Here is a 26,387-nt window from a genome sequence, read left to right as displayed (position 1 = left end):
GTGATGGCTCGGTATGCCTCTCCTCGGCACCGGCTCTGGCCTGCGAATACACGAACCGCTGGTAGCAAGGGTTTGCGCGCTCCACTTGGTGCTGCTAAGTTCTTAGTAGAACCGAAGGGTCTCGAATTCTAACCTTCTGACTACGGATCAGAAGGTTAGGGGTTCGAGTCCCTTCGGGCGCGCTTCACTGAGATGGCCGTGACCTGCGGAAACGCAGGCGCGGCCATTTTGCTTTCCGTCCTTTGGTTCCGGCGTCCCGTCAGCAGGCCGCCCGGCTCGTGGATTCGCCCGTGATTCGGGTGCCGCTCGGCGTTCCGTCTGCCAGGGATCGACGGTCCCTGGTGAGGCCATTCTCCGCATGTGATCGTTCGACGTCCTCGGTCAGGAACTGCCTTCGTGCGGAAGGTCGAATGGAGACCCGCATGCGACGTCGCACCCACCATCCAGGCCCTCGTCGGTGACCGTGCTTCTCGGTGCGGTGGTGGCCGTGCTGGCCGGCACGGTCGTGGTCATCGTCGGACAGGCTCGCGGCGTGCAGCGCGTCGTTCCCGTCGCGATGCAACCGCCGCCTCGGGCGGACGGCCTGATCGGTTCGCGGCTTCCCGGCCCACCGCTGACCATGACGATTCTTGGGGACTCCTTCGCCGCCGGCTACGGGGCCGGCAGACGCCGGGAGACCTTGGGTGTCCTGCTGGGCACCGCCCTCGCCCGCCGTGCCGGCCGACCGGTCCGACTGCATCAGCCGTCCTTCGTCGGCGCCATGTCCTCGGACCTGACGCACCAGGTGCGCGCCGCACTCACCCATGAGCCGGACGTCGCGATCATCTTCGTCGGCGGCAACGACGTCACCCGGTTCGCGCCGCTCAGGGCAGCGGCACGGCATCTCGGCGACGCGGTCGGCCGACTCCGGGCCGCCGGCTGCCACGTCATTGTCGGTACCTGCCCGGACCTGCGGATCCTGCCACCGCTGCGGCCACCACTGCGCTGGCTGGCATCCCTGCGCAGCCGGTGGCTGGCGGCCGCGCAGACGGCCGAGGTCGAGGCCGCCGGTGGCTATCCGATCGCCCTGGCCGAGCTGCTCAACCCCTACTTCGAAGCCGATCCGGCACGCATGTTCGGCACCGACCGCTTTCATCCTTCTCCGGAGGGGTACGCCCGGACGGCCGCCGTCTGTCTGCCACCGCTGCTGGCCGCGTTACGTGCGGAAGGCGTCCTGCCACATCATGGGTGATGAGGGACAGCTGATCCCACGTCCTCGAGGGTGGTGGAGTCGCCTGACCGACCGGATGCGACCAGGTGTCGCAGGTCCTTGCTGTTGCGGGCGGTGAAGACGAGCATCCGCTGCCGGCGGTCGTGGCTGAAGACGACCTCGCAGTCGAGGTCCACCCGGCCCGCCGTCGGGTGCAGCAGCGACGTGGTCTCCTGACGGCAGAGCCGTACCTCGTGGTTGTCCCACAGGCTGCGGAACTCGGCGCTCTCGGCCAGCAGCGTCGCGATCATCTGCTCGGCTTCGGTGGGATCGGGTTCCAGGTCCGCCGCGGCGCGGACGGCAGCGGCGTAGGTCGCGCTCTGGGCGGCGTAGATGTCCTCGGGGTAGATGCTGCGTTCCTGCGGCGTCATGAACCACCGGAAGTAGCCGCTTCGGGCCAGGCCCGTGTAGTGCGTCTGATCTCCGAACAATTCGAGGGCCAACGGGTTCTGCAACAGGGTGTGGGCCAGATTCGACATGACCATCGCGGGGTTGCCGTCGAGGGCGTGCAGCACTCGGCGCAGCCCTGGATCGATCCGCTCCAGGTCCGCGGTCTGCTGGGGCGGGTTGTGGCCGATCAGGTGGAACAGGTGGTCGCGCTCGTCGACGGTCAGGTCCAGTGCCCGGGAGAGCGCCGACGCCACCTCGGGTGAGGGCCGCGGGCCGCGTCGCTGTTCGAGCCGGGTGTAGTAGTCGATCGAGATGTAGGCGCGTTCCGCGACCTCTTCGCGTCGTAATCCGCGGGTTCGGCGAGTCGTGCGGTGAGCGGGGGTGAGGGCCGCCCGGCGGTGTCGCAGAAAGTCTGCCAACTCTTCGCGATTCACCTCGTGATCTTACGACGTGGCCTCTGACCTCCCCTTGTGCCTGCTCACCAGGGATTGCTGATCCCTGGTAGGGCCCCGCGCCTCATGCCACCGTTCGGTGTCCTGCGGATGAGGAGAGATCGAGTTGGTGCTCAAGGTTCACGTGCCGTCGGCCATGGTTCACGGTGATGTCGAGCAGGGCTACGGCCCGGTGGCCGATGCGTTCCGGCGCAACTTCGAGCTGGGACAGGAGATCGGCGCCGCCTGTGTGATCTATCGCGACGGCCGGAAGGTGGTCGACCTGTGGGGCGGCTACCGCGACGGCGTGGCACGCGAGCCGTGGAAGCGCGACACGATGGTGCCGGTCTTCTCGACCAGCAAGGGTGTGTCGTCGATGGCGGTCGCGGTGCTGCACGCTCGCGGCCTGCTGGATTACGACGAGCGTGTGGCCACCTACTGGCCCGAGTTCGCAGCCGCCGGGAAGGCGGCCGTCACGGTGCGCCAGCTGCTCTCTCACCAGGCCGGTCTGCCGGTGATCGACCGCCAGCTCGATCTGGCCGACCTGTCCGGCTCGGCGACGCTGGCCGCGGCGCTGGCGGAGCAGCGGCCGGCATGGACGCCGGGTGAGCGGCACGGCTATCACGGCCAGACGCTGGGCTGGTACGAGAGCGAGCTCGTCAGCCGGGTCGACCCGCAGGGCCGCCACCTGGGGCGGTTCTTCGCCGAGGAGGTGGCCGCGCCACTAGACCTCGACTTTCACATCGGACTGCCGGAAGGCGCCGATCGCAGTCGCATCGCCCGCATCCACGGCTTCCGGACCTGGGAGATGATGCTGCACGTCACTGCGATGCCGCCGGCTTTCGCATGGGCGTTCGCGAACCCGCGGAGTTTGACCGCCCGCGCGTTCCAGAACCCGCGGGTGCTCGGCGTTCCCGAGAACATCAACCGGCCCGACGTGCAGGCCGCGGAGATCCCGGCCGTCAACGGCATCGGCCAGGTCCGATCGATTGCGCGGCTTTACGGCGACGCCGCGGCCGGTGGCGCCGGGCTCGGACTCACCGCGTCGACGCTTGACGCCTTGAAGAACCCGGCGCGGACGCCGTCCCGGGGACTCGCCGATCAGGTGCTGCGCCTGCCCACCCAGTACTCGCTGGGTTATGTGAAGCCGTTCCCGGCGTTCCGGTTCGGGTCCGCCTCCGGTACGGCGTTCGGCACGATGGGCCTGGGCGGCTCGTTCGGCTTCGCCGACCCGGACACGGGCGTCGGTTTCGCCTACGCCATGAACCGGCTCGGCTTCCACCTGTGGGACGACCCGCGCGAGGTGGCGCTGCGCGAGGCGCTATTCGTCAGCGTGCTCGGGGAGATGCCGCAGCGACCCGACTCCGCGGATCATCGGTCACGGTGCCGGTAGTGGTCGGCCACCAACCCGGCAGCGCACGCCAGCGTGAGCAACCCGAAGACGATGCTGACGACGGTCGCCCCGATCGTCGAGGCGGCGGCGTTGAACGTGAGGCTGACGAGCAGGAGGAGCCACAGCGTCGGGCGCAGGCGCCGGGCACGCACCGGGCCGGTCGAGGGATCGGGTACGTCGGTGATGCGGTAGCGATTCGTCATGACTTCACGCTAGGAATCCGGGCGCTTCGCGACGATCCCGCCACCGCGACGATCAGTGGTACAGCCTGCTGTACTGCCCGTCGAGCCGCAGCGGCCTAGTCTTTCGCACGGGAGGTGGCATGCGGCGGCGGATGCGCATCGCGGTCGACGCGCTGGAACATCTGGTCGGCGGCCTCGGCACCTCGATCCTGGCGATCACCGGGCTGTTCTGGCTGCTCGGCGTCGTGGTGCTGAGCCTGGTCGGGATCGGGGTGCCATTGATTCCCGGCGCGTTGGGGGTCGTCCGCTCGATCGCCGACCGGGAGCGGGGCCGCCTCTCCCGCTGGGGTCCCGGCATCGTCGGCCCGGCTCCGGTGCCGGACCGGCCGCTGGCCGCCCTGCGGGATCCGGCTGTCCGGCGTGAGCTGGCCTGGTTGCCGGTGCACGCCTTCTTCGGCTTCGCGACGGGCCTGTTCGGGCTCTCGCTGCCGCTCTCGGCGCTGCAATCCCTGACGTTCCCGTTCTGGTACCACCTGGTGCCACCGGGCGAGAGCGCTCCGAACCTCCCGTTCTGGAACGCCGACACGCTGGTCGAGGCGATCGGGGTGGCACTGGTCGGGGTGGGCTGGCTGGTCGTCCTGCTCGTTGCCGGTGGCCGGCTGGCGCGGGCGCAGGCATGGCCGGGCCGGCGTTTGCTGGGGCCGGTTCCCGGCGCGGATCTGAGCCTGCGCGTCGCCGAGCTGACGGCGACCCGAGCCGCGGCGCTCGACGCCCACGCCGCCGAGCTGCGCCGCATCGAACGCTCCCTGCACGACGGCACACAGAACCGGCTGGTCGCGGTCACCGTGCTGCTCGGTGCGGCTCGCCGGGCGTTCGACCGCGACCCGGCGACCGGCGCGGAACTGCTGGATCGGGCACAGCAGGCCGCCGAGCAGGCGCTCGGTGAGCTCCGTACGGTGGTCCGCGGAATCCTTCCCCCGGTGCTCGACGACCGAGGTTTGGCCGGCGCGCTCGACGGTCTCGTGGCCGGCTGTGCGCTGCCCTGCAGTCTCGACGTCGATCTACCGGTTCGATGTGCGGTGTCGGTCGAGGCCACCGCCTATTTCGTGGTTGCCGAGGCACTGACCAACGCGGTCAAACACAGCGGTGCCACGAGCGTGACCGTCTCCGTGCGCATCGACGGCGACAAGCTCATGATCCGTGTCGGCGACGACGGCCAGGGCGGGGCCGACGAGAGCGCCGGATCCGGGCTGGCCGGTATCCGGCGCCGGGTCGAGGCGCACGACGGTCGGTTCACCTTGACGAGCCCAGCGGGTGGGCCGACGACGATGGATGTGGAGCTGCCGTGCGGATCGTGATCGCCGAGGACGACGCCCTGCTGCGCGAAGGCCTCGCACTGTTGTTGCGGGCCGAGGGCCTGGACGTGGTGGCCACCGCCGGCACGCCCGGGGAGTTCCTCGCGGCGGTGAGCGAGCACGGGCCGGATGTCGCGATCGTCGATGTACGGATGCCTCCGACACACACCGACGAAGGCATTGTCGCCGCCGGCGAAGCCCGCCGTCAGCGTCCCGGCCTGGCCGTGCTGGTGCTGTCCGCGTACGTGGAGCAGACCTTCGCCACCGAACTGCTGGCCGGCGGTGCCGAGCGGCTCGGATACCTGCTCAAGGAACGGGTCGGCAGGGTCGAGGAGTTCCTCAGCGCGCTGCACAGGGTGGCGGAGGGCGGTACCGCGGTCGACCCCGAGGTGGTCGGTCAGTTGCTGGCTCGCGGCCGGTCCGACGAAGGGCTGGGCCGGCTCACCCCGCGCGAGCGCGAGGTGCTCGCCCTGATGGCCGAAGGCCTCGGCAACACCGCCATCGCGGAACGCCTGTTCGTGACCGACGGCGCGGTCCACAAGAACATCCGCAGCATCTTCGCCAAGCTGGGTCTTGCTCCCACCGACCGGGCCGATCGCCGGGTCACCGCAGTGCTGCGTTACCTCGACGGCACCGTGCGACGGTAGCGCCTGCTGTACCGGTGATCGGGCGGCCAGCGGGATGGGAGCCGGCAGCCGATCTCCATAGCGTTTTCCGTGCGTACTGACGTCAGGACACACGGAGGAAGAACATGACGGTCCGGGTCGAGAAACTCACCCGCACGTACCGCGGTAACTCTGCGGCGGTGACCGCCCTGGCCGGCGTCGACGCCACGTTCGGCAGTGGCACCTTCACCGCGGTGATGGGCCCGTCGGGGTCCGGCAAGAGCACGCTGCTGCAGTGTGCCGCGGGCCTCGACCGGCCCAGCGACGGCCGGGTCTGGATCGGTGACATCGAGATCTCCCGGATGACCGAGGCGAAACGCACCGTGCTGCGCCGGGATCGGATCGGCTTCATCTTCCAGGCGTTCAACCTGATCGGCGCGCTCACCGTCGAGGAGAACATCGTGCTCCCGCTGCGACTCGCGGGCGTGCACCCCGACCGGGCCTGGCTCGGCTACGTGGTCGAGCGGATCGGGCTGACCGAGCGGCTGCGTCACCGGCCCGCGGAACTGTCCGGCGGTCAGCAGCAGCGAGTCGCGATCGCCCGGGCCCTCGCCACCCGGCCCGACGTGATCTTCTGCGACGAACCCACCGGCGCGCTCGACAGCAACACCGCAGCGGAGGTTCTCGCCCTGCTGCGGGCGGTCGTCGACGAGCACGGGCAGACGGTCGTCATGGTCACCCACGATCCGGTCGCCGCCTCGTATGCCGATCGGGTCATGGTTCTCGCGGACGGCCGGATCGTGTCCGACACCTCACAGCCGGGCGTGGCCCGCATCGCCGAGCAGCTTGCCGCCCTGGACTGCCGGGGCGCCGTCCGATGATCAGGCTCGCCTCTCGGATGCTCCGGCACCGCCCGGGTTCGGCACTCGCCACCCTCCTTGCCCTCACCGTCGGCGCGATGATCCTCGCCTCGATGGCCGTCCTGATCGAATCCGGGCTGCTCCACCGGCCGGAGCCGCGGCGCTACGCCGCAGCCGACCTGGTCATCGCCCGTCCCGAACTCACCGTGACCAGCAAGGACTTCGACGGAACCACGCTGACCAACCGGGTGACTCTGCCCGAGGGCGGCACGCTTCCGGCCGGCTTGACGCAGCGCCTGCGGCAGGTACCGGGAGTGACGGCCGCCGTTGCCGACCGGGCCATCCCGCTGTTCACCACCGCCGGTCCCGCTGTGGGCCGCGGCTGGGACAGTGCGTCGCTCGCACCGTACCGCCTGGTCGCGGGGGAAGCACCGCACCAGGATGACGAGGTCGTGCTCGACGCGGCCATCGCGGCGGGTTCCTCGCCCGGCACCCGTACCGAATTGGTCGTCGGTGGTGTCGCCGTGAGTTACCGGGTCAGCGGCATCGCGGAGACCGGTGCGGCCCAGGTGTTCTTCACCGAGGGCAGGGCGACGGCGCTCGCCCCGCGCCCGGACCACGTCGATGCCATCGGTCTCACGATGGCGCCCGAGGCGGACCGTGCCGCAGTGCGCCGGCTGGCTGCCGAGGCCGGCGCCGAGGTGTACACCGGTGACGCCCGTGGGCGGCTCGAACGCACCGACGACACGGCCGCTGCCGATCTGCTGGTGCAGATCGGCGCCTCGTTCGGCGGTTACGTCGTCCTGCTGGTCGTCTTCGTGGCCGCCGGCACGGTCGGTCTCTCCGTCCGCCACCGCCGCCGCGACTTCGCCCTGCTGCGCGCCGTCGCCGCCACACCGGCCCAGGTCCGCCGGATGGTGATGGCCGAAGCCGCGCTGATCGGCGCCGCAGGTGTCGCGCTCGGTGTTCCGGCGGGCCTGCTCGCCACCCGATGGGTGTGGCGCGAACTGACCACTCGGGGTTTCCTGCCGGAGGGTTTCCCACCGGCAGCCGGTTTCCTGTCGGTGGCGTTCGTCGCCCTGATCACGATCCTGGTCGCCGTGCTGGCAGCGCTGTTCGCGGCGCGCCGGGTCACCGGGATCCGCCCGGTCGAGGCCCTCGGGGAGGTCGCCGTCGAACCCGGCGGCCGCGGCCGGGTGCGGCTGATCATCGGCCTGGTCACCCTCACCGGCGCGGCCGGCTCCAGCGCCGTCGCGGTAGGCGCCGGCGGTCAGGTCGCGCTTGCCGGAGCGATCGGCGTGCTTTATCTGTACGTGACAGCGGTGGCATTGCTGGCTCCCTGGATCAACCGGGCGGCGACCCGCCTGCTGCAGCCGCTGCTGCCGCGAATCTGGGGTGCGGCGGGACACCTCGCCGTCGCCAACCTGCGAGCCAACGCCCGTGGAACAGCCACCGTGCTGACCGGCCTCGTGCTCTCGGTCGGCTTCGGCGGCTCGGTCTGGTTCCTCCAGGACAACCTCGAACGCAGCACCCTCATCCAGGCCAGGGAGGGCCAGCTCGCGTCCTGGGCGCTCAGCTCACCGGCCGGTCTCGCGCCCACGACGGCGGCGAAGGTCCGCGGACTGCCCGGCGTGGAGTCGACCACGGCGGTCCGGCAGACATCCGTCGTCGTCAAGATCTTCGGTGGGGAGGTGGAGACGGTACCGGTGACAGCCGTGGACGACGTGTCCACATTCGATCTCGGCGTCACCGACGGCAGCATGGCGGACCTGCACGGACAGGCGATGGCCGTCTCCGGTATCCGTGCCGGGAGTCAGGGCTGGGACCTCGGCGAAGAGGTGTCGCTGTGGCTGGGCGACGGCACCCCGGTCACGCTGCGGGTGGCGGCGATCTACGACCGGGGACTGGGCTTCGGCGACATCGTGCTGCCGCACGACGCGGTGACCGGCCACACCGCCCGCGACACCGATGACGAGGTGCTGGTGAAGATGGAACCCGGCGCCGTGCCGGACCCGAGCCTCGCCACCCTCGGCCCGGCGGCCACGCTGATCGACACCGACCGGCGCACCGGCCGGCTCGCCGCCGACCTCGCCCTGTCCGCCTGGCTCAACAAGATGCTTGTCGGGGTGATGGTCGGCTACGCCGTGCTGTCGGTGGCCAACACCATGGTGATGGCCGCGCTGGCCCGGCGCCGGGAACTGGCGCTGCTGCGCATCGTCGGGGTGACCCCCGGGCAGGCCCGCCGGATGGTGCACGCTGAGCAGGCTGGTCTGCTCGGCGTGGCTCTGGTGATCGGCGGAACCATCGCCGCCCTCACTCTCGTCGCGGTGGTCCGCGCCCTGACCGGCGACCTCGTCCCGTACGTGCCCACGCTGGGCGTGGTCATCGTGGTCGGCGGCACCGCGCTGCTGGCGCTGACCACGACGATCCTCCCGATCGGCCGCCTGCTGCGGGTGCCGCCGCTGGAACACCTCGGCGTCAAGGAGTAGGCCCGGCTTGACCCTGTGCCCGGGTGCACGTCCAGTGGCAAAGCGAAGAAGTGGCGAAGCGAAGACGCGCCGATCGATAGCGGCCGTTTGGTACCGCGGTACCAATGGCAGAGGGCACCGTGGTCGGATGGCCGGAGGACGTGGCGTCCGTAGCGTCGTTCCCGTGATCGAAGTCCATGAACTGACCAAGACCTACGGCGACGTCGCCGCGGTCGAGAACGTGTCGTTCCGGCTCGAGCCGGGTGTCGTCAACGGGTTCATCGGTCCGAACGGTGCGGGCAAGTCCACGACGATGCGCATGATGGTCGGCCTGGACCGGCCGACGTCCGGGCAGTGCCTGATCGACGGCCGGCCGTATCGGGATCTGGACGCGCCGTTGCGGTCGGTCGGTGCGTTACTCGACGTGGGGGCGATCCATCCGGGCCGCAGCGGGCGCAACCATCTGCGGGTCCTGGCCCGTACGCACGGCATCGCCGACCGTCGCGCTGACGAACTGCTCGAGATGGTCGGGTTGGGCGACGTCGGCGGGCGGCGCGTCGGCGGGTACTCGTTGGGCATGCGCCAGCGGCTGGGTCTGGCCGCCGCGCTACTGGGTGATCCGGCGGCGGTGCTGCTCGACGAGCCGGCGAACGGCATGGATCCCGACGGCATCATCTGGATCAGGTCGTTGCTGCGGTCGCTCGCCCGCGAGGGACGTGCGGTACTGGTCTCCAGCCACCTGATGGGCGAGCTGGCGCAGACCGCCGACCGGCTCATCGTGCTCGGCCGGGGCCGGATGATCGCCGACGCCCCGGTCGTCGAGTTGATCTCGCGTAACGCGACCCGGACGGTGCACACCCGCACCGATCAGCCGGAGGATCTGGAGAGACTGCTGCGCGAGCACGGCTCAGCGGTAGCCCGGCGCCCGGACGGCACCCTGGAGGTCACCGGGATGACCGCTGACGACGTCGCCGTACTGGCACAACGCTCCGGCATCCTGCTGCTGGAGAACGTCTCCGTCCCCGCCTCGCTGGAGGACGCCTACCTCGCCCTGACCCAGAACCACGCCCGCCACCTCATGGAAAGGCTCCCACGATGAGCACCGGCATGTCGCACCTCTTCGCGGCCGAATGGCTGAAGGTGCGTACGCTGCGCTCCTTTCGGGCCTGCGCTGTCGCGGCGGTGGTCCTCGCCATCGCGGGCGCCGCACTGGCGGGCGCCGCCTATACCGATCCGGTGTTCGCCGAGGGCCTGACCGCACGGGACGCCGCGACCGACGTCATCTCCTGGTCCTCGGGCGTCCTCCAGATCCCCGTCCTGGTCCTGGCGGTGCTCGTGCTCGGTTCGGAGTACAGCGGGGGCGCGATCCGGGTGACGTTCGTGGCCGTACCGCGCCGGCTCCGGGTGATCGCCGCGAAGGCCCTGGTGGTCGCGGTGGTCGCGGCCCTGCTGGCGACCCTGTCACTGGGGTTGGGGTACGCGGCGGCCTTTCCTCTGCTGAGCCGGGCCGCCCTGACCGACGTGCCGTTCGGCACAGTGCTGAGCCTGTTGGGCGGCGAGATCGGATACTGCGTGCTCGTGGGACTGTTCGCGTACGCCGTCACGCTGCTGGTGCGCAACACGGCGGCCGGCGTCGCTATCACGCTGGGTGTCCTTCTACTGCTGAGATTGATGCTGGCCGTGCTCGACATCTGGGTGCGGTTCGACCTGACCGGCCTCGCGTTCTCCGCCGCCGCGTCGCAGTTGATGACCGATCCGTTCTCGCGTGCCCTGCCCGTCGTCGTCGTGTGGCTGGCGGTTCCGGCCCTGCTCGGCGCCCTCGCCGTGGTTCGCCGGGACGCGTGAGACGTGGAGAACGGGGCGGGCCCGGTACGGGCCTTCTGGGCGCGTCATCCCCGGCTGGGTACGAGCATCGTCGTCGCTTTCTGTTTCGTCACGGGCCTCGGCAGCGATGTGCTGTTGTGGGGTCCAGACCGATTCGACGGGTGGCGTCTGGCCGTCGACGCGGTGGTGGCGCTGTCGTTGATCTGGCGACGGTCATGGCCGTGGTTCGTGCTGGCGGTGACGGTCGCCGGTGACGCCGTGACCGAGGGCGCCCTGGTGGCGGCGTTCGCGGTGGCAATGTACTCGCTCGCGGCGCACCGTTCGTTGAACGAGGCGACGGCGGGCACCCTTGGATCTCTCGCCGTGCTGGGGGCTGAGACGGTGCACCGGTCCGGCCGTGACGGTCTGGGCACCTTCCTCTTCTTCTACGGCGTCACCGTGGTCGGCGCGGTGCTGATCGGTTCGACCGTCGCCACCCGCCGCCGGCACGTGCAGGCGCTGCTCGACCGGGCGGCTCAGCTCGCCCGGGAGAAGGAACAGGAGGGTCTGCTGGCCGCGGCCCGGGAACGCGCCCGGATCGCCCGCGACCTGCACGACATCGTCGCCCACAACCTGACCATCATGGTCCGGCTCGCCGACGGTGCGACCGCGGTCGCCGACGCCGACCCGCAGCGCTCCCGTAAAGCCGTGGAACGCGCTGCCGACCTGGGCAGGGAGGCGATGAAGGACATGCGCCGGCTGCTCGGCGTCCTGCATGACGGCAGCCCCGACGTCCCCGGCGACCTGGAGACCCTGGTCGAGACGTTCCGGATCGCAGGGCTGCCGGTCACCCTGCGCCGCCGAGGACCGGATCCCACGTCACCGGGCCTGCAGCGGGTGATGTTCCGCATCGTCCAGGAGGCTCTGACGAATGCTCTGCGTTACGCCGAGCACCCGACCGAGGTCCTCGTCGATCTCGACTACAGCGGCGATCCGATCCGGATGGCGATCGTCGACGACGGCCGCGCCAGCGCACCGGTGCCCTCGGTCGGCAGTGAGCAAGGCTTGATCGCGCTACGCGAGCGAGCGGCTCTCTACGGCGGCACCGTCGAAGCCGGCCCGGAGCCGGTCGGCTGGGCCGTCCGGGTCAGCCTGCCCCACCAGACCGAGGACATCGATGACTGAGATCACCCTGCTGCTCGTGGACGACCAGGAACTGCTCCGCGAAGGCATGGCCATGGTTCTCGGTACGGCACCCGGCCTGCGCATCATCGGCGAGGCGGGCGACGGCCGTGCCGGTGCGCTGCTCGCCCGCGACCTGCGCCCCGACGTCGTCCTGATGGACGTCCGCATGCCGATCATGGACGGTATCGAGGCGACCCGCGACATCGTCGCCCACTGCCCCGGCACCCGCGTTCTCATTCTCACCACCTTCGACCTCGACGAGTACGCCTTCAACGGCCTTCGTGCGGGAGCCAGTGGTTTCCTGCTCAAGGATGTCCCATCGGCGGACCTCGTCAAGGCGGTCCGAACGGTCGCGCTCGGGGAGGCGGTCGTCTCGCCGCGGATCACCCGCACCCTGCTCGACCACTATCAGGGCAGTCGCGCTCCTGCCGTGGCCGGCAAGAGCCTGCTCGACGACCTGACCGGTCGGGAACGCGAGGTCCTGGTCGCCATCGGCCGGGGACTCTCCAACCAGGAGATCGCCGGCGAGCTGTTCCTGTCCGAGTCGACGGTCAAGACCCATGTCGGCCGGGTCCTCGCCAAGCTGGGTGCCCGGGACCGCGTCCAAGCGGTGATCTGGGCCCACAACCACGGCCTGGTCTGAGCGCCGTCAGCGCTCCGATACCGGCATCCGGCCGTTTTTCATTGATAAACATCGATTAAAGGAGATGATCTGATGAGCGCTCCCACCGCCGCCTCGGCAAAGTTTCGGCTCAGCCCCATCCTGACCTGGGGAATCACTGCCGTCACCGCTCTGATCACCGCGTTCGTGCTGTGGCTGGGCTGGCCGGCCGAGGCCGCCGAGCTACCCACCGGCACGAGCGAGGTGGAGGTTCACTTCATCGACGACGAGCTGACCACGCCGGCGGCCACCGGCGAGAAGGACGGCTGGTTCGGGAGCCTCTCGGCGCCGTGCGACTTCGATTCCTGGTATGTCGAGTCGGCCGGTACCGCCATCTGCGCCACCCTCGGCGAGCGGATGGGAACCGTCACCGTCACCAGGACCGGCCAGCGGATCGAACTGCCGGCCGAGGCCCGGAAGTCGATCACCGCGTGGGCCGCGGACGCGGGTGGCACGCAGCCGCCGGCGAGGGCACTCCTCGTGCGTGACGGCGAGCCGGTTGGCGTCGTCGCCGTTGCCGACCCGGGCGTCGCCGTTCCCGCAGGCTGAGCTACTCGCACTCCCATGACCTGCGCGTATGCCGGCCCGCCCGACTGCCAGGGACTGTCCATCCCTGGCAGGAGGGTGCACCCCATGCCAGCGTTCGACGCTACGGGGACGAGAGGATGCGAAGTGTCTGAGCCAGCCCGGCGGGGATCGGCCCGCCTGATCGATGAGTGACACGTTCGGTCGGCGGCTGCGAGAACACCGGCACACGGCCGGGCTGACGATGGAGCAACTGGCGGAGCGGTCGGGGGTCAGCGCCCGCGCGATCAGCGACATGGAACGAGAGCGCAGCGTCGCACCGCAGCGGCGTACCGTCCAGGCGCTGGCCGAGGCGCTGGCGTTGCCGGAGGCTGAGCAGCCGGCTTTTCTCGCCGCGGCCAGAGCCGGGCGCTCCAGGGTCACGGCGACCGTGCCGGCCGGCGGCTGTGCGTTGCCGCGCCCGGTACCCGACTTCACCGGCCGGGACCGAGAGCTGGCACAGCTGACTAGGGTCGCGAACTCGGCCCGACCGGCACCGATGGTCGCGCCGGTGATGACAGTGTCCGGAACAGCCGGTGCCGGCAAGACGACGCTGGCCGTGCAGGCGGCTCACCTGCTCGGCGCGGCGTTCACCGGTGGAACCCTCTTCGTCGACCTCCGGGGAATGGACGTCCGGCCGGCAGGCGCCGCGGAGACTCTGGGCCGTCTGCTCAGCGCGCTCGGCGTCCGGGACGACGAGATCCCCGCGGACGAGAGGGACCGGGCCGGCATGTACCGGGGGCTGCTGCTCCACCGGCGGGTACTCGTGGTGCTCGACAACGTCGCGGACGAGTCGCAGGTCCGGCCCCTGTTGCCCGGGCCCGGACCCTCCCTGACCGTCATCACCAGTCGCCGGTTGCTGGCCGGGCTGGAGGGCGTCCACCGGCTCAACCTCATGCAGCTCCCGGCCGACGACGCGGCGACACTGTTGCGGCGCATCATCGGTGACCGGGAGCCCGACGCGGTCGACGAGGTGGCCGAGCTGTGCGGCCGGCTGCCTCTGGCACTGCGTATCGCCGGTAACCGGCTCATGAGCCGGCCGCAATGGACCGTGCGGCATCTGGCCGACCGGCTCTCCGACGAACGCCGGCGCCTCGACCAGCTCATCGCCGGGGACCTGCGGATCGCCGCCGCTTTCAGCCTCTCGTACACCCAGCTGTCCCCGCAGGCACGGCGGCTGTTCCGGCGCTTGTCGCTGGCGCCCGTTCCGGACTTCGACGCCCAGCTCGCGCGGGCACTCGATCCGGCGGACCCGGAGGGTATCGAGGACGCCCTCGACGAACTCGTGGAGCTGAGCCTCCTGCAGGCCCACGTCGACGGCAGGTACCGCTTCCACAATCTGATCCGCTTGTTCGCCCGCGAGCGGCTCACCGAGGAAGGACCGGCAGCCGACTGAGAAGCCCGCACGCAGAAGCACTTCTGCGTGTGCTCTTGCGTGTTCCACGCCGTCCGGACCGGGTGAGATCGATTACGGGCGCAGCAGGAGCCGGGCCCGGCCGCGAAAGGAGAGGGCGCACACCATGGGGATCTGGACCGACCGGCTCATCGAGCTGGGCATCACGTTGCCGCATGTCGCCGCACCGGTCGGCGGCTACGCGCCGGCGATCCGTACCGGGACGTACGTCTTCACCTCCGGCCAGCTGCCTTTCGTCGGTGGGTCACTGCCGGTCACCGGCAAGGTCGGCGACAGTGTCGACGTCGCCCAGGCAGCCGACCTGGCACGCACCGCCGCGCTGAACGCCCTGGCGGCGGTGGACGCGCTGGTCGGCATCGACGCGGTGGTCCGCGTCGTCAAGGTGACCGGTTTCGTCGCCTCGCTGCCGTCCTTCACCGGTCAGGCCCAGGTTCTCAACGGCGCCTCCACCTTTCTGCACGACGTCTTCGGCCCGGCCGGAATCCACGCCCGCTCCGCCGTCGGCGTGGCGGTGCTGCCACTGGACAGCCCGGTCGAGGTGGAGCTCCACGTCGAAATCACGTCCTGACCTTCCGCACCGAACCGGAGTAACCACATGAACAAGCCCGTCCTGGAACCGGCCGCACAGGCCTTCGTCGAGGCGACAGCCGACCCGCCCTACCTGTTCCAGATCCCGCCCGCCGAGGGCCGCAAGGCTGTCGACGCGGTGCAGAGCCCCACGGTTGACGTGCCGGGCACCGACAAGGAGACGCTGACCATTCCCGGCGGACCCACCGGGTCGGTGTCGGTGACCGTTTTCCGGCCCACCGGCGTGACCGGCCCGCTGCCGGTCGTCTTCTACATCCACGGCGCGGGGTGGGTGTTCGGTAACGACCACACCCACGACCGCCTCGCCCGGGAACTCGCCGTTCGGGTCGGTGCCGCCGTGGTGTTCCCCAACTACAGCCTCTCGCCCGAGGCCGCGTACCCGATCGCCATTCAGGAGAACTACGCCGCCGCGCAGTGGGTTGTCGCCCACGGCGCCACCCACGGGCTCGACCCGGCACGCATCGCTGTCGCCGGGGACTCGGTGGGCGGCAACATGGCCATCGCGCTGACCCTGACCGCCAAACAGCACGGTGACGTGCCACTCGCCGGGCAGGTGCTGTTCTACCCGGTCACCGACGCGAACTTCGACACCGGCTCGTACGAGCAGTTCGCCGAGGGCTACTTCCTGCGCCGTGACGCCATGCAGTGGTTCTGGGACCAGTACACCACCGACCCCGCCCAGCGTGCCGAGATCACCGCCTCGCCGCTGCGCGCCACCGTCGAGCAGCTCACCGGGCTGCCGCCGGCGCTGGTCATCGTCGCCGAAGCCGACGTCCTGCGCGACGAGGGCGAGGCGTACGCGAACAAGCTGCGCCACGCCGGCGTGCCCGTCACCGCGGTGCGCTACCAGGGCATCATCCACGACTTCGTGATGCTCAACGCGCTGCGCGACACCCACGCGGCCGAAGGCGCGATCCGCCAGGCCGCCGACTTCCTGTCCACCGTCCTGTCGACCCGCTGAAAGGGCCTGCCATGAAACCCACCATCGTCCTCGTCCACGGCGCGTTCGCCGAGTCCGCCAGCTGGAACGAGGTGACCGGGCGGCTGCTCGCCGACGGTTACCCGGTGATCGCCGCACCCAACCCGCTGCGCAGCCTGTCCGGCGACGCCGCCGTCGTCTCCAGCATCCTGGCCGGCATCGACGGACCGGTCGTGCTCGTCGGTCACTCGTACGGCGGGGCGGTCATGTCCAACGCCGCCGTCGGTCACGACCACGTCAAGGCGCTCGTGTTCGTCGCCGCCTTCGCGCCCGAGGCCGGCGAGAGCATCGGCGAGCTGTCCGGCAAGTTCCCCGGCGGAACCCTCGGCGAGACCCTCAAGGAGGTTCCGCTGCCGGACGGCACCGTCGACCTGTACATCCGGCAGGACCGGTACCACCAGCAGTTCATCGCCGACGTCCCGGCCGAGCGGGCCGCTCTCGACGCCGTCGCCCAGCGCCCGCTGAACACCACGGCCCTCCACGAGGGATCCGGCGAGCCGGCCTGGAAGACCGTGCCGTCCTGGTTCGTGTACCCCGAGCTCGACTACAACATCCCGCTCGCAGCGCACCGCTTCATGGCCGAGCGTGCCGGCGCCCGCGAAAGCGTGGAACTGCCGGGTGCCTCGCACGCCATCCCCGCCTCCGAGCCCGCCGCGGTCGCCGGAATCATCCTCCAGGCCGCCACCGCGATCGCCTGACCCACCCGATGCGGCACCGAGCCCATCGTCGTACCTGATCGGAAAGAGCAACATGCGCATCCGCATCTCCACAGTGGTGGCTCTCGCCGCCACCATCGCCCTCACCGGCACCGCGTCGGTCTCCGGCGCCACCGCTGCCGTCGCCGGCACGCATCCCACGACCAAACCGACCGTCGTGCTGGTGCACGGCGCCTTCGCCGACTCCTCGAGCTGGTCCGGCGTCGTCGAACGGCTCCAGCAGCGCGGCTATCCGGTGGTCGCCGCCGCCAACCCGCTGCGCGGGCTCAGCTCCGACGCTGCCTACGTGCGAACCGTCATCAACTCGGTGCCGGGCCCCATCGTGCTTGCCGGCCATTCGTACGGGGGCGCGGTGATGACCAACGCCGCTGCCGGCGACCCGGACGTCAAGGCGCTCGTCTACATCGCGGCGTTCGCCCCCGACAGGGGCGAGAGCGCGCTCGAATTGTCCGGCAAGTTCCCCGGCAGCACTCTCGGCGACACCCTCGCTCCGGTGCCGCTCGGTGACGGCACCACCGACCTCGCCATCCGGCAGGACCTGTTCCGGCAGCAGTTCGCCGCCGACGTGTCCCCGAAGCAGGCCGCGCTGATGGCCGTCACGCAACGACCGATCCGGGATGCGGCGCTCAGCGAGGGCTCCGGTGCACCCGCCTGGAAGACGATCCCCTCCTGGTTCCTCGTCGCCGGTGCGGACCGCAACATCCCGGTCGCGGCCCAGCGCTGGATGGCTGATCGTGCCGGCTCGCGGGCAACGATCGAGATCCGGAAGGCGTCGCACGCGGTCGGTGTGTCGAACCCGCGCCCCGTGGCGGACCTGATCGTCCGCGCCGCGACAGCGCGATGATCTGATCGTTCGCGATCAAGGCCGTGACCCATGGACATGGGTCACGGCCTTTCTGGTTCCACGGTCAGTTCGAGGAGCAGACGTCGTTGCGCCACGCCCAGGCGGCGATCTCGACCCGGTTGCGGGCGGCGAGTTTGCGCTGCACGTTGGCCAGGTGGGTCTTGACCGTCGACAGCGTCACGTAGAGCTGCCCGGCGATCTCGTCGTTGGTGTGCCCGTGCGCCACCAGCCGGACCACGGCGAGCTCACGGTCGGTGAGCGGCTCGGTGGGCGGCGCCTCCGGCGCCTCAGGTTCGGCACCCCGGCGGGGAGCGAGGTGCGCCAGCAGGCGTACGGTCACCGCCGGTGAGATCAGCGTGGTCCCGGCGGCGGCCGCGCGCACCGCTTCCACCAGCAGGTTCGGTGACGTGTCCTTGAGCAGGAAGCCACAGGCGCCGTTGCGCAGCGCCCGATAGACGTACTCGTCGAGGTCGAACGTCGTCACGATGAGAACGTTCAGCGGGTCTCGCACAGCCGGGCCGGCCAGCAGCCGGGTCGCCTCGAGCCCGTCGAGTTTCGGCATCCGGATGTCGAGCAGGCACACGTCGGGGCGCAGCCGGCGGGCCTGCTCCACGGCGGTCTCGCCGTCCGCCGCCTCGGCCACCACCTCGATGTCCGGCTGCGTGCCGAGAATCATGCGGAACGCCGTACGGATCATGTCCTGATCGTCGGCCAGCAGAAGCCGAATGGTCATCGTTGTGCCCATCTCCATCGCCGGCTGTCCGCGGCTCGTTCGGTGACCGGCAGGATCGCGGTGACCTGCCAGCCTGATGCGATCGGCCCGGCCGAGAACTCGCCGCCCGCGGCGCGTACCCGCTCACTGAGGCCGGTCAGGCCGAAGCCGCCGGCCGGCAGGGGCGGCACGGCCGCCGTGCCGTCGTTGCGGACCGAAACCTCCGCCATGCCGGGCCGATCGGGGTGGGCCCGGATGCGAATGTCGATCCGCGTCGTCCCGCTCGTGTGGCGCAACACGTTGGTCATCGCTTCCAGGACGGTGTGGTGCGCCGCGTCCAGGGTGGCGGCGGGCAGCTGCCGGTGGGTCAGCGACTCGTCGACGGAGACGTCCGGCGCGGGATATCCGGGCGGCAAGGTCCCGGTGACAGCGGTCAGCATCTCGTCCAGCGTGCCCTGGGCCGGCGTGGCCGCGGACGTCTCGTCGCGCAGGATGCCGACGAGGGTACGCATCGAGGTGAGGGCCTGACCACCGACCTTCTCGATGTCGGCCAGCAAGGCGTCCAGGTCCTCGGGCGAGGGCGCGGCGCCCGAACCCGTGACGAACCTGATGGCCTGTGTCTGAGCGACGATCGCGGTCACGTGATGTGCGACGTAGTCGTGCAGGTCGCGGGCATGATCCAGGCGCTCGGACTGCCGGGCCAGCCGGTCGGCGTCGACCCGGCGGCGCTCCAGCAGGCGCAGGTACAGGCCGAGCATGCCGAGGAACAGAACCCACGCGGCCAGCACGACGGCCACCAGGCCACCGTCCTGCGACAGCGTCCGCACATTGACCGGATGAAGGAAGACCCGCACCGGAAGAAGCCCGATCGCAAGGATCGTCAGCGCGGCCGGACCCGCCGCCCGGACGATCGGATGCTGCATCACCAGGCGAATCACCGCCACCGACAGCGCGGCGAACTCCACGATGCCGAACGTGTGCTCCGGGCGCATCGCCGGCACCAGCCCACATGCCACCGAGACCGTGACGGACACCGCAGCGGCCAGGGCGATCGCGGACGGGCGGGCCTCGGCGAGCAACACCACGGCAACCGCGAACAGCCCGCTGGCGACGATGCCGGTCTTGGCGGCCAGCGTGGGACCGTCCAGTCCTTCGACGACGACCAGGCCCGCCACCACGACGGCGAACAAGCCCGCCATCACCCGCTGCGGCCCCCGGCGCCCCGGGAAGATGATCAACACAGAAGGTCACGGTACGACACCCGTACCCGGGTGACCTCGTTCTTTCGGCCGAGCCACCGCAGTGCCGCTCGGTAACACGGCTGAGGCGTACCCCCGCCCTGTTCTCGCAGGATCGAAGCCGCACCGAACGATGAGCGGAGAAAGATCGTGGCGACGACAGTGCGGGCCGAAGGCCTGCGGGTGAGAACGGGCCGGCACGTGGCGGTCAACGGCGTCGACCTGAGCCTGGGTGCCGGCGTCCATGGCCTGCTCGGCCCGAACGGCGCCGGCAAGACGACCCTGATCCGGGCGCTGGCGACCGTGCTCCGTCCACACGACGGCCGGCTCCAGCTGCTCGGGCAACCGATGGAGGCCCGGCCCGACCTGCGTGCGATACGGCGCTCCCTCGGCTACCTGCCCCAGGAGTTCGGCTACTACCCACGGTTCACGGTGTCCGAATTCGTGGAGTACATGGCGTGGCTCAAAGAGGTGCCCGGCGCCGAACGCCGCCGCGCCGTGCGGAACGCGCTCGAACGGGTGGGCATGGCCGAACGGGCGGGGTCCCGGATGAAGGCGCTCTCCGGCGGCATGCTGCGCCGTGCCGGCATCGCCCAGGCGATCGTCAACGAGCCGGAACTGCTGCTGCTCGACGAGCCGACCGTGGGACTCGACCCGCAGCAGCGACTCGATTTCCGGGCACTGCTGCGTGACCTGGGCGAACGTTCCTGCGTCATCGTCTCGACCCATCTCGTCGAAGACGTCGCCGCGGCCTGCTCGAGCGTCGTGCTGGTCGACGCCGGACGCGTCGTGTTCCACGGCACGCCGGACGACATCGCCTCAGCCGGTAGCGGCAGCGACGCCGGAGACAGCCCGATCGAACGCGGCTACTCGGCGCTCATCGCGCGGCACCGGACGGCACCGGCGGTGGCGCGGTGAGCCGCATCCTCGGGATCGAACTGCGCCGGTCCGGCGCGCTCCTGGCCGGGACCGCGACAGCGGTGATCGGGGTGGCGGGCCTCTACGTGCTGGCGCTCACCGGGCAGACCGGCCTGTGGGATCAGCAATGGAACCTGCTCGCCGTCTTTCAGCGCATCATGCTGGTGGTCCTCTGGCCGCTGGCCCTCGCGGCCGGCGCCTGGCAGGCCGGCCGGGACCGGCGCAGCCGGATCGAGGAGCTGCTCGGCACCACGCCGGCTCCGGGGTGGCGGCGGTTGCGGCCGTCCGCCCTGGCCACGGCCCTCTGCCTGACCACCGGCTATCTGCTCGTCCTGGTCGCCGGGGCGGTGAAGGTCGCGACCACCGCCGGCTATCCCGGCAGCGGCTGGCAGGCGGTGACCGCCGTCGGCGTGCTGGCCCTGGTCGCGGCGGGACTCCTCGGTCTCGGTCTCGGCCGGCTGCTGCCGTACGCATACACCCCGGCCGTGCTCGGCGCGGGCAGCCTCGCCTGCCTCCTCGCGGCGATCGAGGCCACCAAACTCGACGACGCCACGAAGCCGGGATGGGCCCTGCTGCTTCCGTACTTCACTAGCACCATCTCCGAGTTCCAGGCCGTCGGTGGGGCTGCCAGCGCCGGTCAGGCCTGGTGGCTCGGCGGTCTCGCCGTCGGCGGACTGGTGCTTTACCTCGCGACGAACCGGCTCGTACGGACACTCGCTGTCGCCCCACCGGCACTCGGGCTCCTGCTGGCCGCCCCGATGCTGACCGTCACGGCTTTCCCGGTCGACGCGGCCGCGGTCGCCGAGGTCTGCACCACCGACGGCGGGCCACGGGTCTGCGTCACCGCGGCTCACAGCCGGAAGCTGCCGATGCTCGTCGCGCCGGCCCGCCAGGCGCTGCGCCTGCTCGCCAAACTGCCGAACGCGCCGACCTCGGTGCACGAGGCGGTACCCGTCCCCACCCGGCCGCAGCCGGCCTCCGAAGCGTGGCTGGACGCGGACAACCTCAGCTCGGCCGGTGGCCCCGCCGAGTTGACCGCCCGCATCCTGGCCGGCGCCGGTACGCCGCTCTGCCTCCGCAACGAAGACAGCGATTACCTCGCCGTGCTGCGGGCCCGGGCAGTGACGGCCGCCTGGCTCTACGGCAGCCATCCGGTGCCCGGGCCGGCCCTCGCCCCGGCTGAACAGGCCCTCCGCGACACGATGTGGAAGGCGTTCATCGCCCAGCCCGAGGCCGAGCAGCAGCGCCGCGTCGCCGCGGTACGCGCCGCCGGCCTTGACTGCGGCGACCAGGCCGCCGCCCTCGGTATCGGAGCCGGCCGGTGACATCCGTCGCGCTTTTCCTGCGCTCGCGTGAAGTACCGGCCGGGGTGCTGTGTGCGGTACCGGCCATGGTCGCTGTCGCCTGGCTCGGCGCCGGTCCGGCCGAGTCGCGGCACGCCGTCACGGCCGCTGCCCTCGCGCTGGCGTTGGGCATCGCCGTCCTCGGCCACGGGCTGGGCGGGCCGGACAGCACCCTCGACACGACCGCGGCGATCCGCTGGGCGCCCCGCCGCGCGCTGCACCTGGCCGCGATCCTCGTGGTCGCGGCCGCCGTGGTGACAGCTGCCACGACGGTTCCCGTCGCCGTCATCCTGCGGGACGCGGCCGGCTTCACCGGGCTCGCCGCCCTGTCCGCGACGTTGTTCGGCCGACGACTGGCCTGGACGCTGCCGGTCGTGACGGGCTGCGTGTCCGCCGGCATCCCGGCCGTACCGGAGCCGTTCGTGCTGCATCTGCTCACCTGGGCGGGCCAGCCGGCGGACAGCCGCGTGGCGTTCACCACCGTGGTGGTCTTCGCGGTCGCCGGTGTTGCCGGCTACGTGACTCGGGGTCCCGCCGGATCAGCTCGGTGAGCTGCCGGAAAGAGGACGGCCCGGGCGTGAGCTGCGTCCCACGCCCGGGCCGTGCTGAGGAGTAATGATCAGGGGAGGTTGATCGGGCGCAGGACCCGGTCGATGCCGTGGGCGATCTGACGGTTGCCCTTGTTGATGTCGAACCGGTTGATGCGCGGGTTGCGGTCGCTGCGGTCGGCGTCGATCAGGCTGATCCGCTTGTGCCAGCGCGGCCCGTAGACGTTGACCTTGATCTTGGCGCCGGCCGCGGTGGCCAGCCGGGCGTTGTCGGACTTGAGCGCCTTCTTCTTGGTGATGGTGGCGCCCGGCACGACGTGGTAGAGCAGCACGGACTCGACGGTGTTGATGCCGAGGCCGGCGACCGCGGTGAACGCCTTCTTCTCGCCCGGCAGCTTCTTGGTCTTGGCGATGTCCTTGACCAGCAGCTGGAAGGCCCGGTCGTTGGGCAGGAAGGCGGTCACTCGGGTCTTGCCGTCGGCCAGCACGGCGACCTTGCTGCCGGGCTTGGCCTTGAGCACGGCCTGCACGGCCGCGGTCAGGATGTCGTAGTCGTGGCCGTTGTGGTCGAAGCCGCTCTTGTCCGCGGTGAGGACCGCGGCCAGGGACTTGGTCTTGAGCGGCTTCTTGCCGGCGGCCTGGGCGGGGGCGGTGCCCAGAGCGGAGGCGACGATCGCGGCGGTGGCGACAGCGGCGGCCTGCTTGCCGAGACGGGTGAACCTCATCTTCGAGCCTCTTTCCGATCGGGTACGGGGGTGGCTCCGACAGCCACCACCCGTACTTCGCTCGGACGCGCGCGAATGGATGCAGCTATTTCGTGAGAGTTCCGCGGAGCAGACTTTTGCCTGAGTGAGTGGCGTCGCCGTCATGCGGTTCGTCGCTGACGTCGACCAGGCGGTAGCGGTTCAGGTCGGTGCCCGGCGGCACCGACAGCACGGCCTCCGGGTCGTCGGACAGGCTGCCGATCGCCACCATCTTGCCGGGGGTTTCCGGATCCAGCAGCCACACCTCGTGAAAGCCCGAGGTCAACGGCAGATCGCGTACGTCGATGCGCAGCTTGCCGTCGGAGTACACCTGCACGTCGCCGCCCGCGCTCACCGGCACCGTCTGCAACGGTGTGAGTGTTGCCCGGGCGGTCACTCGCTCGGCGGGCGCCCGGTCGGTGAACCGGTCGACGGCGACCGTGCCGGCCACGGCGAGGACCGCGGCGGCTGCCGCTGCCACGATCGGGGTGAGCCACCGCGACACTGATCGCCTGCTGCGGCGTTCGGCCAGATCGATCACCGACGCCGGCGGTGGGGCCGGTCGGGCCGGCACCGCAGGAGCGGCGATATCGGCGGCGATGGCCTGCCACAGGTGTTCCGGCGGTGCGGGCAGGCCGTTGAGGTCCTGGGCCTGGGAACCGATCTCGGCGACATGGCGCAGGGCGTCCATCTCGTTGCGGCAGGCGGCGCAGGACTCGAGGTGGTCGAGTTCGGTCAGCTCCTCGAGTTCTTCAGAGAGCGCGAGAAGGACCAGCCGATCGGGATCCAAATGGTGCACCGTCCACCTCCCAACGATGTCGCAGGCTTGCCATTCCTCGTCGGACATGGCTCTTGACCGTTCCGAGTGGCAGCCCGGTGGCTGCCGCTATCTGTGGATGAGTGAGATCGTCGAAGAACGCCAACTCCAGTGTGCGTCGCTGTTCCTCGGGCAGCCGCCCGAGCTCGTCGGCGACCACGAGGCGGTCGACGATCCGCTCCGGGCTCTCCGCGGCCTCCGGCGCCGGCTGCTGGTTCTGCACGGTCTCGGTGGTGCGCTGCTCGCGCGCTGCTGCCGCCCGGATCCGGTCCACCACCTTGCGCCGGGCGATGCCGAGCAGCCAGCCCAGCATCGTGCCGCGCTGCGGATCGAAACCGTCCCGGCCGTTCCAGGCTGCCACGAACGTCAGCTGGGTGACGTCCTCGGCGTCGGACCGGTTGCCCAGCAGACGCTGAGCCAGATACAGCACGGCCGCACCGTGCCGGTCATATGCCTCGCGCAGGGCTGTCTCGTCGCCGGCGCGCAACCGCTCGGCGAGCTCGTCGTCGGAGCTCATCGACCTCCTTTCCGATCATCAGGGCTCGCTGACTACTTCGTTGCCGGGGTGGCCGGCGGTTGCAGCTGATCCTTTTCGTCCGGGTGCATCCATGCGTCCCCGTCGCGGCGAAGGACAGGGCGTACGCAATCAACGACGATCACCCAGGAGATCCGATGCGCATTCTGCCCCTCGGTCGCGCCGCCGCTGTCGGTGCGGTGTCCCTGCTCGCCTTCGGCGGTGTCGCGGGACTGGCCACCTCGCCGGCGTATGCCAAGGCGAACTCGCAGGTATCGGTCGTGCACGGCATCCCGGGCCAGCCGGTGGACGTCTACGTCAACGGCGAGAAGACGATCCCGGACTTCCAGCCGGGCAAGGTCGCCGGCCCGCTCAGCCTGCCCGCCGGGCAGTACGACATCGCGCTGACCAAGCCCGGCGCGGCGATCGGTGACGCGCTGCTGACCGTGGACGACGCCGAGGTGCCCGGTGACGCCAACATCAGCCTGGTGGCGCACCTGAACGCGTCCGGGGAGCCGACGCTGACGCCGTTCGCCAACGACACCGCGAAGCTGGACGCCGGCAAGACCCGGCTGATCGTGCGGCACACCGCGGCCGCGCCCGCCGTGGACATCCGTGCCGGTGGCGAGCCGGTGTTCGAGGGTGTGACCAACGGCAAGGAGGGCAAGGCCGACCTGGACGCCGGCAGCGTCTCCGCCGACGTGGTGCTCGCCGGCACCGACACCCGGGTGCTCGGCCCGGCCGACCTGGACCTGGCCGAGGGCACCGCGACGATCGTCTACGCGGTCGGCTCGGCCGAGGACGAGACGCTCGACATCGTGTCGCAGAGCATCAAGGGCCTGCACTCGGCGCCGGGCGGTGTGCCCAGCGGTGACGGCGGCCGCGCCGACAGCGGCGCCCCGCTGACCTGGTACGGCGTCGGCGCGCTCGGCATCATGCTCGCCGCGTTCGGTCTGACCCGGCTGGTCACCGCCCGCCGATGAGCGTCTTTCTTCGAGGCACCACGTCCCGGCGCTCGCCGGGGCGTGGTGCCCTGCTCTCGCTCGTGCTCGGCGTCACGCTGGCCGTCACGGCCGGCGTGGCCGCCTGCCAGGCGCAGCCGGAGGAGGACTTCGGCACGCCGGCGGTCTCGCCACCGCCCTCCCCGCCGGCGTCTGCCGCGGCGGCGGGACGGGTACCGATCGCGGACGGCACGCTCCCGGCCGCCAGCGGCGCGGATGCGCCGGTCCGGTTGCGTTTGCCCGCCCTCGACCTGGACGCTGCTGTCGACGCGGTCGGCATCGAACCCTCGACCGGCGACTTCGCCGTCCCGCCCAGCGTTGACCGGGTGGGCTGGTACCGGTACGGACCCGGGTTCTCCGCCGAGGCGGGTTCGATCGTCATCGCCGGCCACGTGGACAGCGCGGCCGAGGGCGAAGGCGCGTTCTTCCGGCTCGGATCCCTCGACGCCGGCGACCGGGTGACCCTCGCCGGCGCGGACGGGCGCGAGCGGCAGTTCGAGGTCGTGGCCCGCAAACGGTACGAGAAGACGGCCATCCCGCTGCAGAAGTACTTTGCCCGTGACGGCGCCGTCCGGCTGACCCTGATCACCTGCGGCGGACCCTTCGACCCGCGGACGCGGCACTACCGCGACAACGTCGTGGTGACCGCGAATCTGCGGCCAGAGGGGTAATGACGCGACTGTGCGAAGTGGTCGTCGTGTGGCTGCGGAATCACTGGGTATTCCAGTGACGTAGCTGAAATCGACGATGAATGCGAGGTGGAACGGCGTGGCTGCCACCAAGACCGCCAAGAACCCGACGAGCCGCAATGACACCCCGAACACTCCTGGCGTGAGCGAGAGTGCGATCGCTGCGATGAAGGTGGG

At 70.7% G+C, this 26,387-nt stretch carries 28 protein-coding genes; 21 read left to right on the top strand and 7 right to left on the bottom strand.

What is annotated here, in order from left to right; genetic code table 11:
* Positions 1–457: 457 nt before the first annotated feature.
* Positions 458–1,231 carry an SGNH/GDSL hydrolase family protein gene (locus AB0F81_RS00565; protein ID WP_360188742.1) on the top strand — a complete coding sequence of 258 codons (774 nt, stop codon included), beginning with the start codon at positions 458–460 and terminating at the stop codon, positions 1,229–1,231.
* Here the strand turns inward: AB0F81_RS00565 and AB0F81_RS00560 are convergent.
* Positions 1,222–2,073, bottom strand: a complete 852-nt coding sequence (locus tag AB0F81_RS00560; protein ID WP_360188739.1) for a helix-turn-helix transcriptional regulator — start codon at positions 2,071–2,073, stop codon at positions 1,222–1,224. The two genes, AB0F81_RS00565 and AB0F81_RS00560, sit on opposite strands and share 10 nt — an antisense overlap.
* A gap of 127 nt (positions 2,074–2,200) precedes the next feature.
* Here AB0F81_RS00560 and AB0F81_RS00555 point away from each other — a divergent pair, with 127 nt between their 5' ends.
* Positions 2,201–3,463: a serine hydrolase domain-containing protein gene (locus tag AB0F81_RS00555; RefSeq protein ID WP_360188736.1), complete on the top strand. Its 1,263-nt coding sequence runs from the start codon at positions 2,201–2,203 to the stop codon at positions 3,461–3,463.
* Here the strand turns inward: AB0F81_RS00555 and AB0F81_RS00550 are convergent.
* Entirely contained in the window at positions 3,442–3,666 is a 225-nt protein-coding gene (locus AB0F81_RS00550; protein ID WP_360188733.1) for a hypothetical protein, read from the bottom strand. The two genes, AB0F81_RS00555 and AB0F81_RS00550, sit on opposite strands and share 22 nt — an antisense overlap.
* Positions 3,667–3,785: 119 nt before the next feature.
* Between AB0F81_RS00550 and AB0F81_RS00545 the strand changes: the two genes are divergently transcribed.
* The 14 genes from AB0F81_RS00545 (at position 3,786) to AB0F81_RS00480 (ending at position 17,687) form a co-directional block, all read left to right on the top strand.
* A complete protein-coding gene (locus tag AB0F81_RS00545; RefSeq protein ID WP_360188730.1) occupies positions 3,786–5,003 on the top strand; it encodes a sensor domain-containing protein in 1,218 nt (405 codons plus the stop codon).
* Positions 4,991–5,647 (top strand): response regulator transcription factor, encoded by a 657-nt coding sequence (locus AB0F81_RS00540; RefSeq protein WP_360188728.1) that lies wholly within the window; start codon positions 4,991–4,993, stop codon positions 5,645–5,647. The genes AB0F81_RS00545 and AB0F81_RS00540 overlap by 13 nt, the downstream gene beginning before the upstream one ends.
* Positions 5,648–5,751: 104 nt before the next feature.
* Positions 5,752–6,486: an ABC transporter ATP-binding protein gene (locus tag AB0F81_RS00535; protein ID WP_360188725.1), complete on the top strand. Its 735-nt coding sequence runs from the start codon at positions 5,752–5,754 to the stop codon at positions 6,484–6,486.
* 17 nt (positions 6,487–6,503) lie between these two features.
* Positions 6,504–8,954 (top strand): FtsX-like permease family protein, encoded by a 2,451-nt coding sequence (locus tag AB0F81_RS00530; RefSeq protein WP_360188722.1) that lies wholly within the window; start codon positions 6,504–6,506, stop codon positions 8,952–8,954.
* Positions 8,955–9,117: 163 nt separating this feature from the next.
* Positions 9,118–10,032 carry an ATP-binding cassette domain-containing protein gene (locus AB0F81_RS00525; protein ID WP_360188719.1) on the top strand — a complete coding sequence of 305 codons (915 nt, stop codon included), beginning with the start codon at positions 9,118–9,120 and terminating at the stop codon, positions 10,030–10,032.
* Positions 10,029–10,778 carry a hypothetical protein gene (locus AB0F81_RS00520; protein WP_360188716.1) on the top strand — a complete coding sequence of 250 codons (750 nt, stop codon included), beginning with the start codon at positions 10,029–10,031 and terminating at the stop codon, positions 10,776–10,778. The genes AB0F81_RS00525 and AB0F81_RS00520 overlap by 4 nt, the downstream gene beginning before the upstream one ends.
* A gap of 3 nt (positions 10,779–10,781) precedes the next feature.
* Positions 10,782–11,921: a histidine kinase gene (locus AB0F81_RS00515; RefSeq protein WP_360188713.1), complete on the top strand. Its 1,140-nt coding sequence runs from the start codon at positions 10,782–10,784 to the stop codon at positions 11,919–11,921.
* Positions 11,914–12,564: a response regulator transcription factor gene (locus tag AB0F81_RS00510; RefSeq protein WP_360188710.1), complete on the top strand. Its 651-nt coding sequence runs from the start codon at positions 11,914–11,916 to the stop codon at positions 12,562–12,564. The genes AB0F81_RS00515 and AB0F81_RS00510 overlap by 8 nt, the downstream gene beginning before the upstream one ends.
* Before the next feature lie 72 nt (positions 12,565–12,636).
* Positions 12,637–13,131: a hypothetical protein gene (locus AB0F81_RS00505; RefSeq protein ID WP_360188704.1), complete on the top strand. Its 495-nt coding sequence runs from the start codon at positions 12,637–12,639 to the stop codon at positions 13,129–13,131.
* 163 nt (positions 13,132–13,294) lie between these two features.
* The gene (locus tag AB0F81_RS00500) at positions 13,295–14,542 is read left to right on the top strand and encodes a helix-turn-helix domain-containing protein (protein WP_360188702.1); all 1,248 of its coding nucleotides are present in this window, start codon (positions 13,295–13,297) and stop codon (positions 14,540–14,542) included.
* 124 nt (positions 14,543–14,666) lie between these two features.
* Positions 14,667–15,128: a RidA family protein gene (locus tag AB0F81_RS00495; protein WP_360188699.1), complete on the top strand. Its 462-nt coding sequence runs from the start codon at positions 14,667–14,669 to the stop codon at positions 15,126–15,128.
* Between the two features lie 27 nt (positions 15,129–15,155).
* Entirely contained in the window at positions 15,156–16,109 is a 954-nt protein-coding gene (locus AB0F81_RS00490) for an alpha/beta hydrolase (protein ID WP_360188697.1), read from the top strand.
* An 11-nt stretch (positions 16,110–16,120) separates the two neighbouring features.
* Complete coding sequence (locus AB0F81_RS00485) at positions 16,121–16,825, top strand: alpha/beta hydrolase (protein WP_360188694.1); 705 nt, start codon at positions 16,121–16,123, stop codon at positions 16,823–16,825.
* A 52-nt stretch (positions 16,826–16,877) separates the two neighbouring features.
* Positions 16,878–17,687 carry an alpha/beta hydrolase gene (locus tag AB0F81_RS00480; RefSeq protein WP_360188692.1) on the top strand — a complete coding sequence of 270 codons (810 nt, stop codon included), beginning with the start codon at positions 16,878–16,880 and terminating at the stop codon, positions 17,685–17,687.
* A 64-nt stretch (positions 17,688–17,751) separates the two neighbouring features.
* On the opposite strand, the gene AB0F81_RS00475 is transcribed toward AB0F81_RS00480, so the two are convergent.
* Both AB0F81_RS00475 and AB0F81_RS00470 read right to left on the bottom strand, forming a co-directional pair.
* On the bottom strand, positions 17,752–18,420 hold the full coding sequence (locus AB0F81_RS00475; protein ID WP_360188689.1) for a response regulator transcription factor: 669 nt from the start codon (positions 18,418–18,420) through the stop codon (positions 17,752–17,754).
* Positions 18,417–19,640: a histidine kinase gene (locus tag AB0F81_RS00470; RefSeq protein ID WP_360188686.1), complete on the bottom strand. Its 1,224-nt coding sequence runs from the start codon at positions 19,638–19,640 to the stop codon at positions 18,417–18,419. The genes AB0F81_RS00475 and AB0F81_RS00470 overlap by 4 nt, the downstream gene beginning before the upstream one ends.
* Before the next feature lie 147 nt (positions 19,641–19,787).
* Here AB0F81_RS00470 and AB0F81_RS00465 point away from each other — a divergent pair, with 147 nt between their 5' ends.
* The 3 genes from AB0F81_RS00465 to AB0F81_RS00455 all read left to right on the top strand — a co-directional run bounded on the left by AB0F81_RS00465 (position 19,788) and on the right by AB0F81_RS00455 (position 22,449).
* Positions 19,788–20,555, top strand: a complete 768-nt coding sequence (locus tag AB0F81_RS00465) for an ABC transporter ATP-binding protein (protein WP_360188683.1) — start codon at positions 19,788–19,790, stop codon at positions 20,553–20,555.
* Positions 20,552–21,880, top strand: coding sequence for a hypothetical protein (locus AB0F81_RS00460; RefSeq protein WP_360188680.1), 1,329 nt, complete (start codon positions 20,552–20,554; stop codon positions 21,878–21,880). Before AB0F81_RS00465 ends, AB0F81_RS00460 begins: the two co-directional genes overlap by 4 nt.
* A gap of 65 nt (positions 21,881–21,945) precedes the next feature.
* A complete protein-coding gene (locus tag AB0F81_RS00455) occupies positions 21,946–22,449 on the top strand; it encodes a hypothetical protein (protein ID WP_360188678.1) in 504 nt (167 codons plus the stop codon).
* A gap of 68 nt (positions 22,450–22,517) precedes the next feature.
* Here the strand turns inward: AB0F81_RS00455 and AB0F81_RS00450 are convergent, their stop codons facing one another.
* The 3 genes from AB0F81_RS00450 to AB0F81_RS00440 all read right to left on the bottom strand — a co-directional run bounded on the left by AB0F81_RS00450 (position 22,518) and on the right by AB0F81_RS00440 (position 24,523).
* Positions 22,518–23,171, bottom strand: coding sequence for a fasciclin domain-containing protein (locus AB0F81_RS00450; RefSeq protein ID WP_360188675.1), 654 nt, complete (start codon positions 23,169–23,171; stop codon positions 22,518–22,520).
* 85 nt (positions 23,172–23,256) lie between these two features.
* Positions 23,257–23,988, bottom strand: coding sequence for an anti-sigma factor (locus AB0F81_RS00445; RefSeq protein ID WP_360188672.1), 732 nt, complete (start codon positions 23,986–23,988; stop codon positions 23,257–23,259).
* Positions 23,942–24,523: a sigma-70 family RNA polymerase sigma factor gene (locus tag AB0F81_RS00440; protein WP_360188670.1), complete on the bottom strand. Its 582-nt coding sequence runs from the start codon at positions 24,521–24,523 to the stop codon at positions 23,942–23,944. The genes AB0F81_RS00445 and AB0F81_RS00440 overlap by 47 nt, the downstream gene beginning before the upstream one ends.
* A gap of 155 nt (positions 24,524–24,678) precedes the next feature.
* Here AB0F81_RS00440 and AB0F81_RS00435 point away from each other — a divergent pair, with 155 nt between their 5' ends.
* A complete protein-coding gene (locus tag AB0F81_RS00435) occupies positions 24,679–25,503 on the top strand; it encodes a DUF4397 domain-containing protein (protein WP_360188662.1) in 825 nt (274 codons plus the stop codon).
* Complete coding sequence (locus tag AB0F81_RS00430; protein ID WP_360188659.1) at positions 25,500–26,192, top strand: class F sortase; 693 nt, start codon at positions 25,500–25,502, stop codon at positions 26,190–26,192. The genes AB0F81_RS00435 and AB0F81_RS00430 overlap by 4 nt, the downstream gene beginning before the upstream one ends.
* Positions 26,193–26,387 lie beyond the last annotated feature (195 nt).

Origin of the sequence: Actinoplanes sp. NPDC024001 (assembly GCF_040638955.1) — a bacterium.
Classification (GTDB): domain Bacteria; phylum Actinomycetota; class Actinomycetes; order Mycobacteriales; family Micromonosporaceae; genus Actinoplanes.
This window is presented reverse-complemented; position numbering and strand designations above follow the sequence as displayed.

Bases quoted from the DNA above. Each gene is read 5' to 3' on its own strand.
- AB0F81_RS00455 (WP_360188678.1), top strand. From the start codon at position 21,946: ATGGTCGCTGTCGCCTGGCTCGGCGCCGGTCCGGCCGAGTCGCGGCAC.
- AB0F81_RS00545 (WP_360188730.1), top strand. From the start codon at position 3,786: ATGCGGCGGCGGATGCGCATCGCGGTCGACGCGCTGGAACATCTGGTC.
- AB0F81_RS00530 (WP_360188722.1), top strand. From the start codon at position 6,504: ATGCTCCGGCACCGCCCGGGTTCGGCACTCGCCACCCTCCTTGCCCTC.
- AB0F81_RS00520 (WP_360188716.1), top strand. From the start codon at position 10,029: ATGAGCACCGGCATGTCGCACCTCTTCGCGGCCGAATGGCTGAAGGTG.
- AB0F81_RS00450 (WP_360188675.1), bottom strand. From the start codon at position 23,171: ATGAGGTTCACCCGTCTCGGCAAGCAGGCCGCCGCTGTCGCCACCGCC.
- AB0F81_RS00510 (WP_360188710.1), top strand. From the start codon at position 11,914: ATGACTGAGATCACCCTGCTGCTCGTGGACGACCAGGAACTGCTCCGC.
- AB0F81_RS00550 (WP_360188733.1), bottom strand. From the start codon at position 3,666: ATGACGAATCGCTACCGCATCACCGACGTACCCGATCCCTCGACCGGC.
- AB0F81_RS00480 (WP_360188692.1), top strand. From the start codon at position 16,878: ATGCGCATCCGCATCTCCACAGTGGTGGCTCTCGCCGCCACCATCGCC.
- AB0F81_RS00430 (WP_360188659.1), top strand. From the start codon at position 25,500: ATGAGCGTCTTTCTTCGAGGCACCACGTCCCGGCGCTCGCCGGGGCGT.
- AB0F81_RS00490 (WP_360188697.1), top strand. From the start codon at position 15,156: ATGAACAAGCCCGTCCTGGAACCGGCCGCACAGGCCTTCGTCGAGGCG.
- AB0F81_RS00440 (WP_360188670.1), bottom strand. From the start codon at position 24,523: ATGAGCTCCGACGACGAGCTCGCCGAGCGGTTGCGCGCCGGCGACGAG.
- AB0F81_RS00505 (WP_360188704.1), top strand. From the start codon at position 12,637: ATGAGCGCTCCCACCGCCGCCTCGGCAAAGTTTCGGCTCAGCCCCATC.
- AB0F81_RS00495 (WP_360188699.1), top strand. From the start codon at position 14,667: ATGGGGATCTGGACCGACCGGCTCATCGAGCTGGGCATCACGTTGCCG.
- AB0F81_RS00475 (WP_360188689.1), bottom strand. From the start codon at position 18,420: ATGACCATTCGGCTTCTGCTGGCCGACGATCAGGACATGATCCGTACG.
- AB0F81_RS00435 (WP_360188662.1), top strand. From the start codon at position 24,679: ATGCGCATTCTGCCCCTCGGTCGCGCCGCCGCTGTCGGTGCGGTGTCC.
- AB0F81_RS00500 (WP_360188702.1), top strand. From the start codon at position 13,295: ATGAGTGACACGTTCGGTCGGCGGCTGCGAGAACACCGGCACACGGCC.
- AB0F81_RS00535 (WP_360188725.1), top strand. From the start codon at position 5,752: ATGACGGTCCGGGTCGAGAAACTCACCCGCACGTACCGCGGTAACTCT.
- AB0F81_RS00485 (WP_360188694.1), top strand. From the start codon at position 16,121: ATGAAACCCACCATCGTCCTCGTCCACGGCGCGTTCGCCGAGTCCGCC.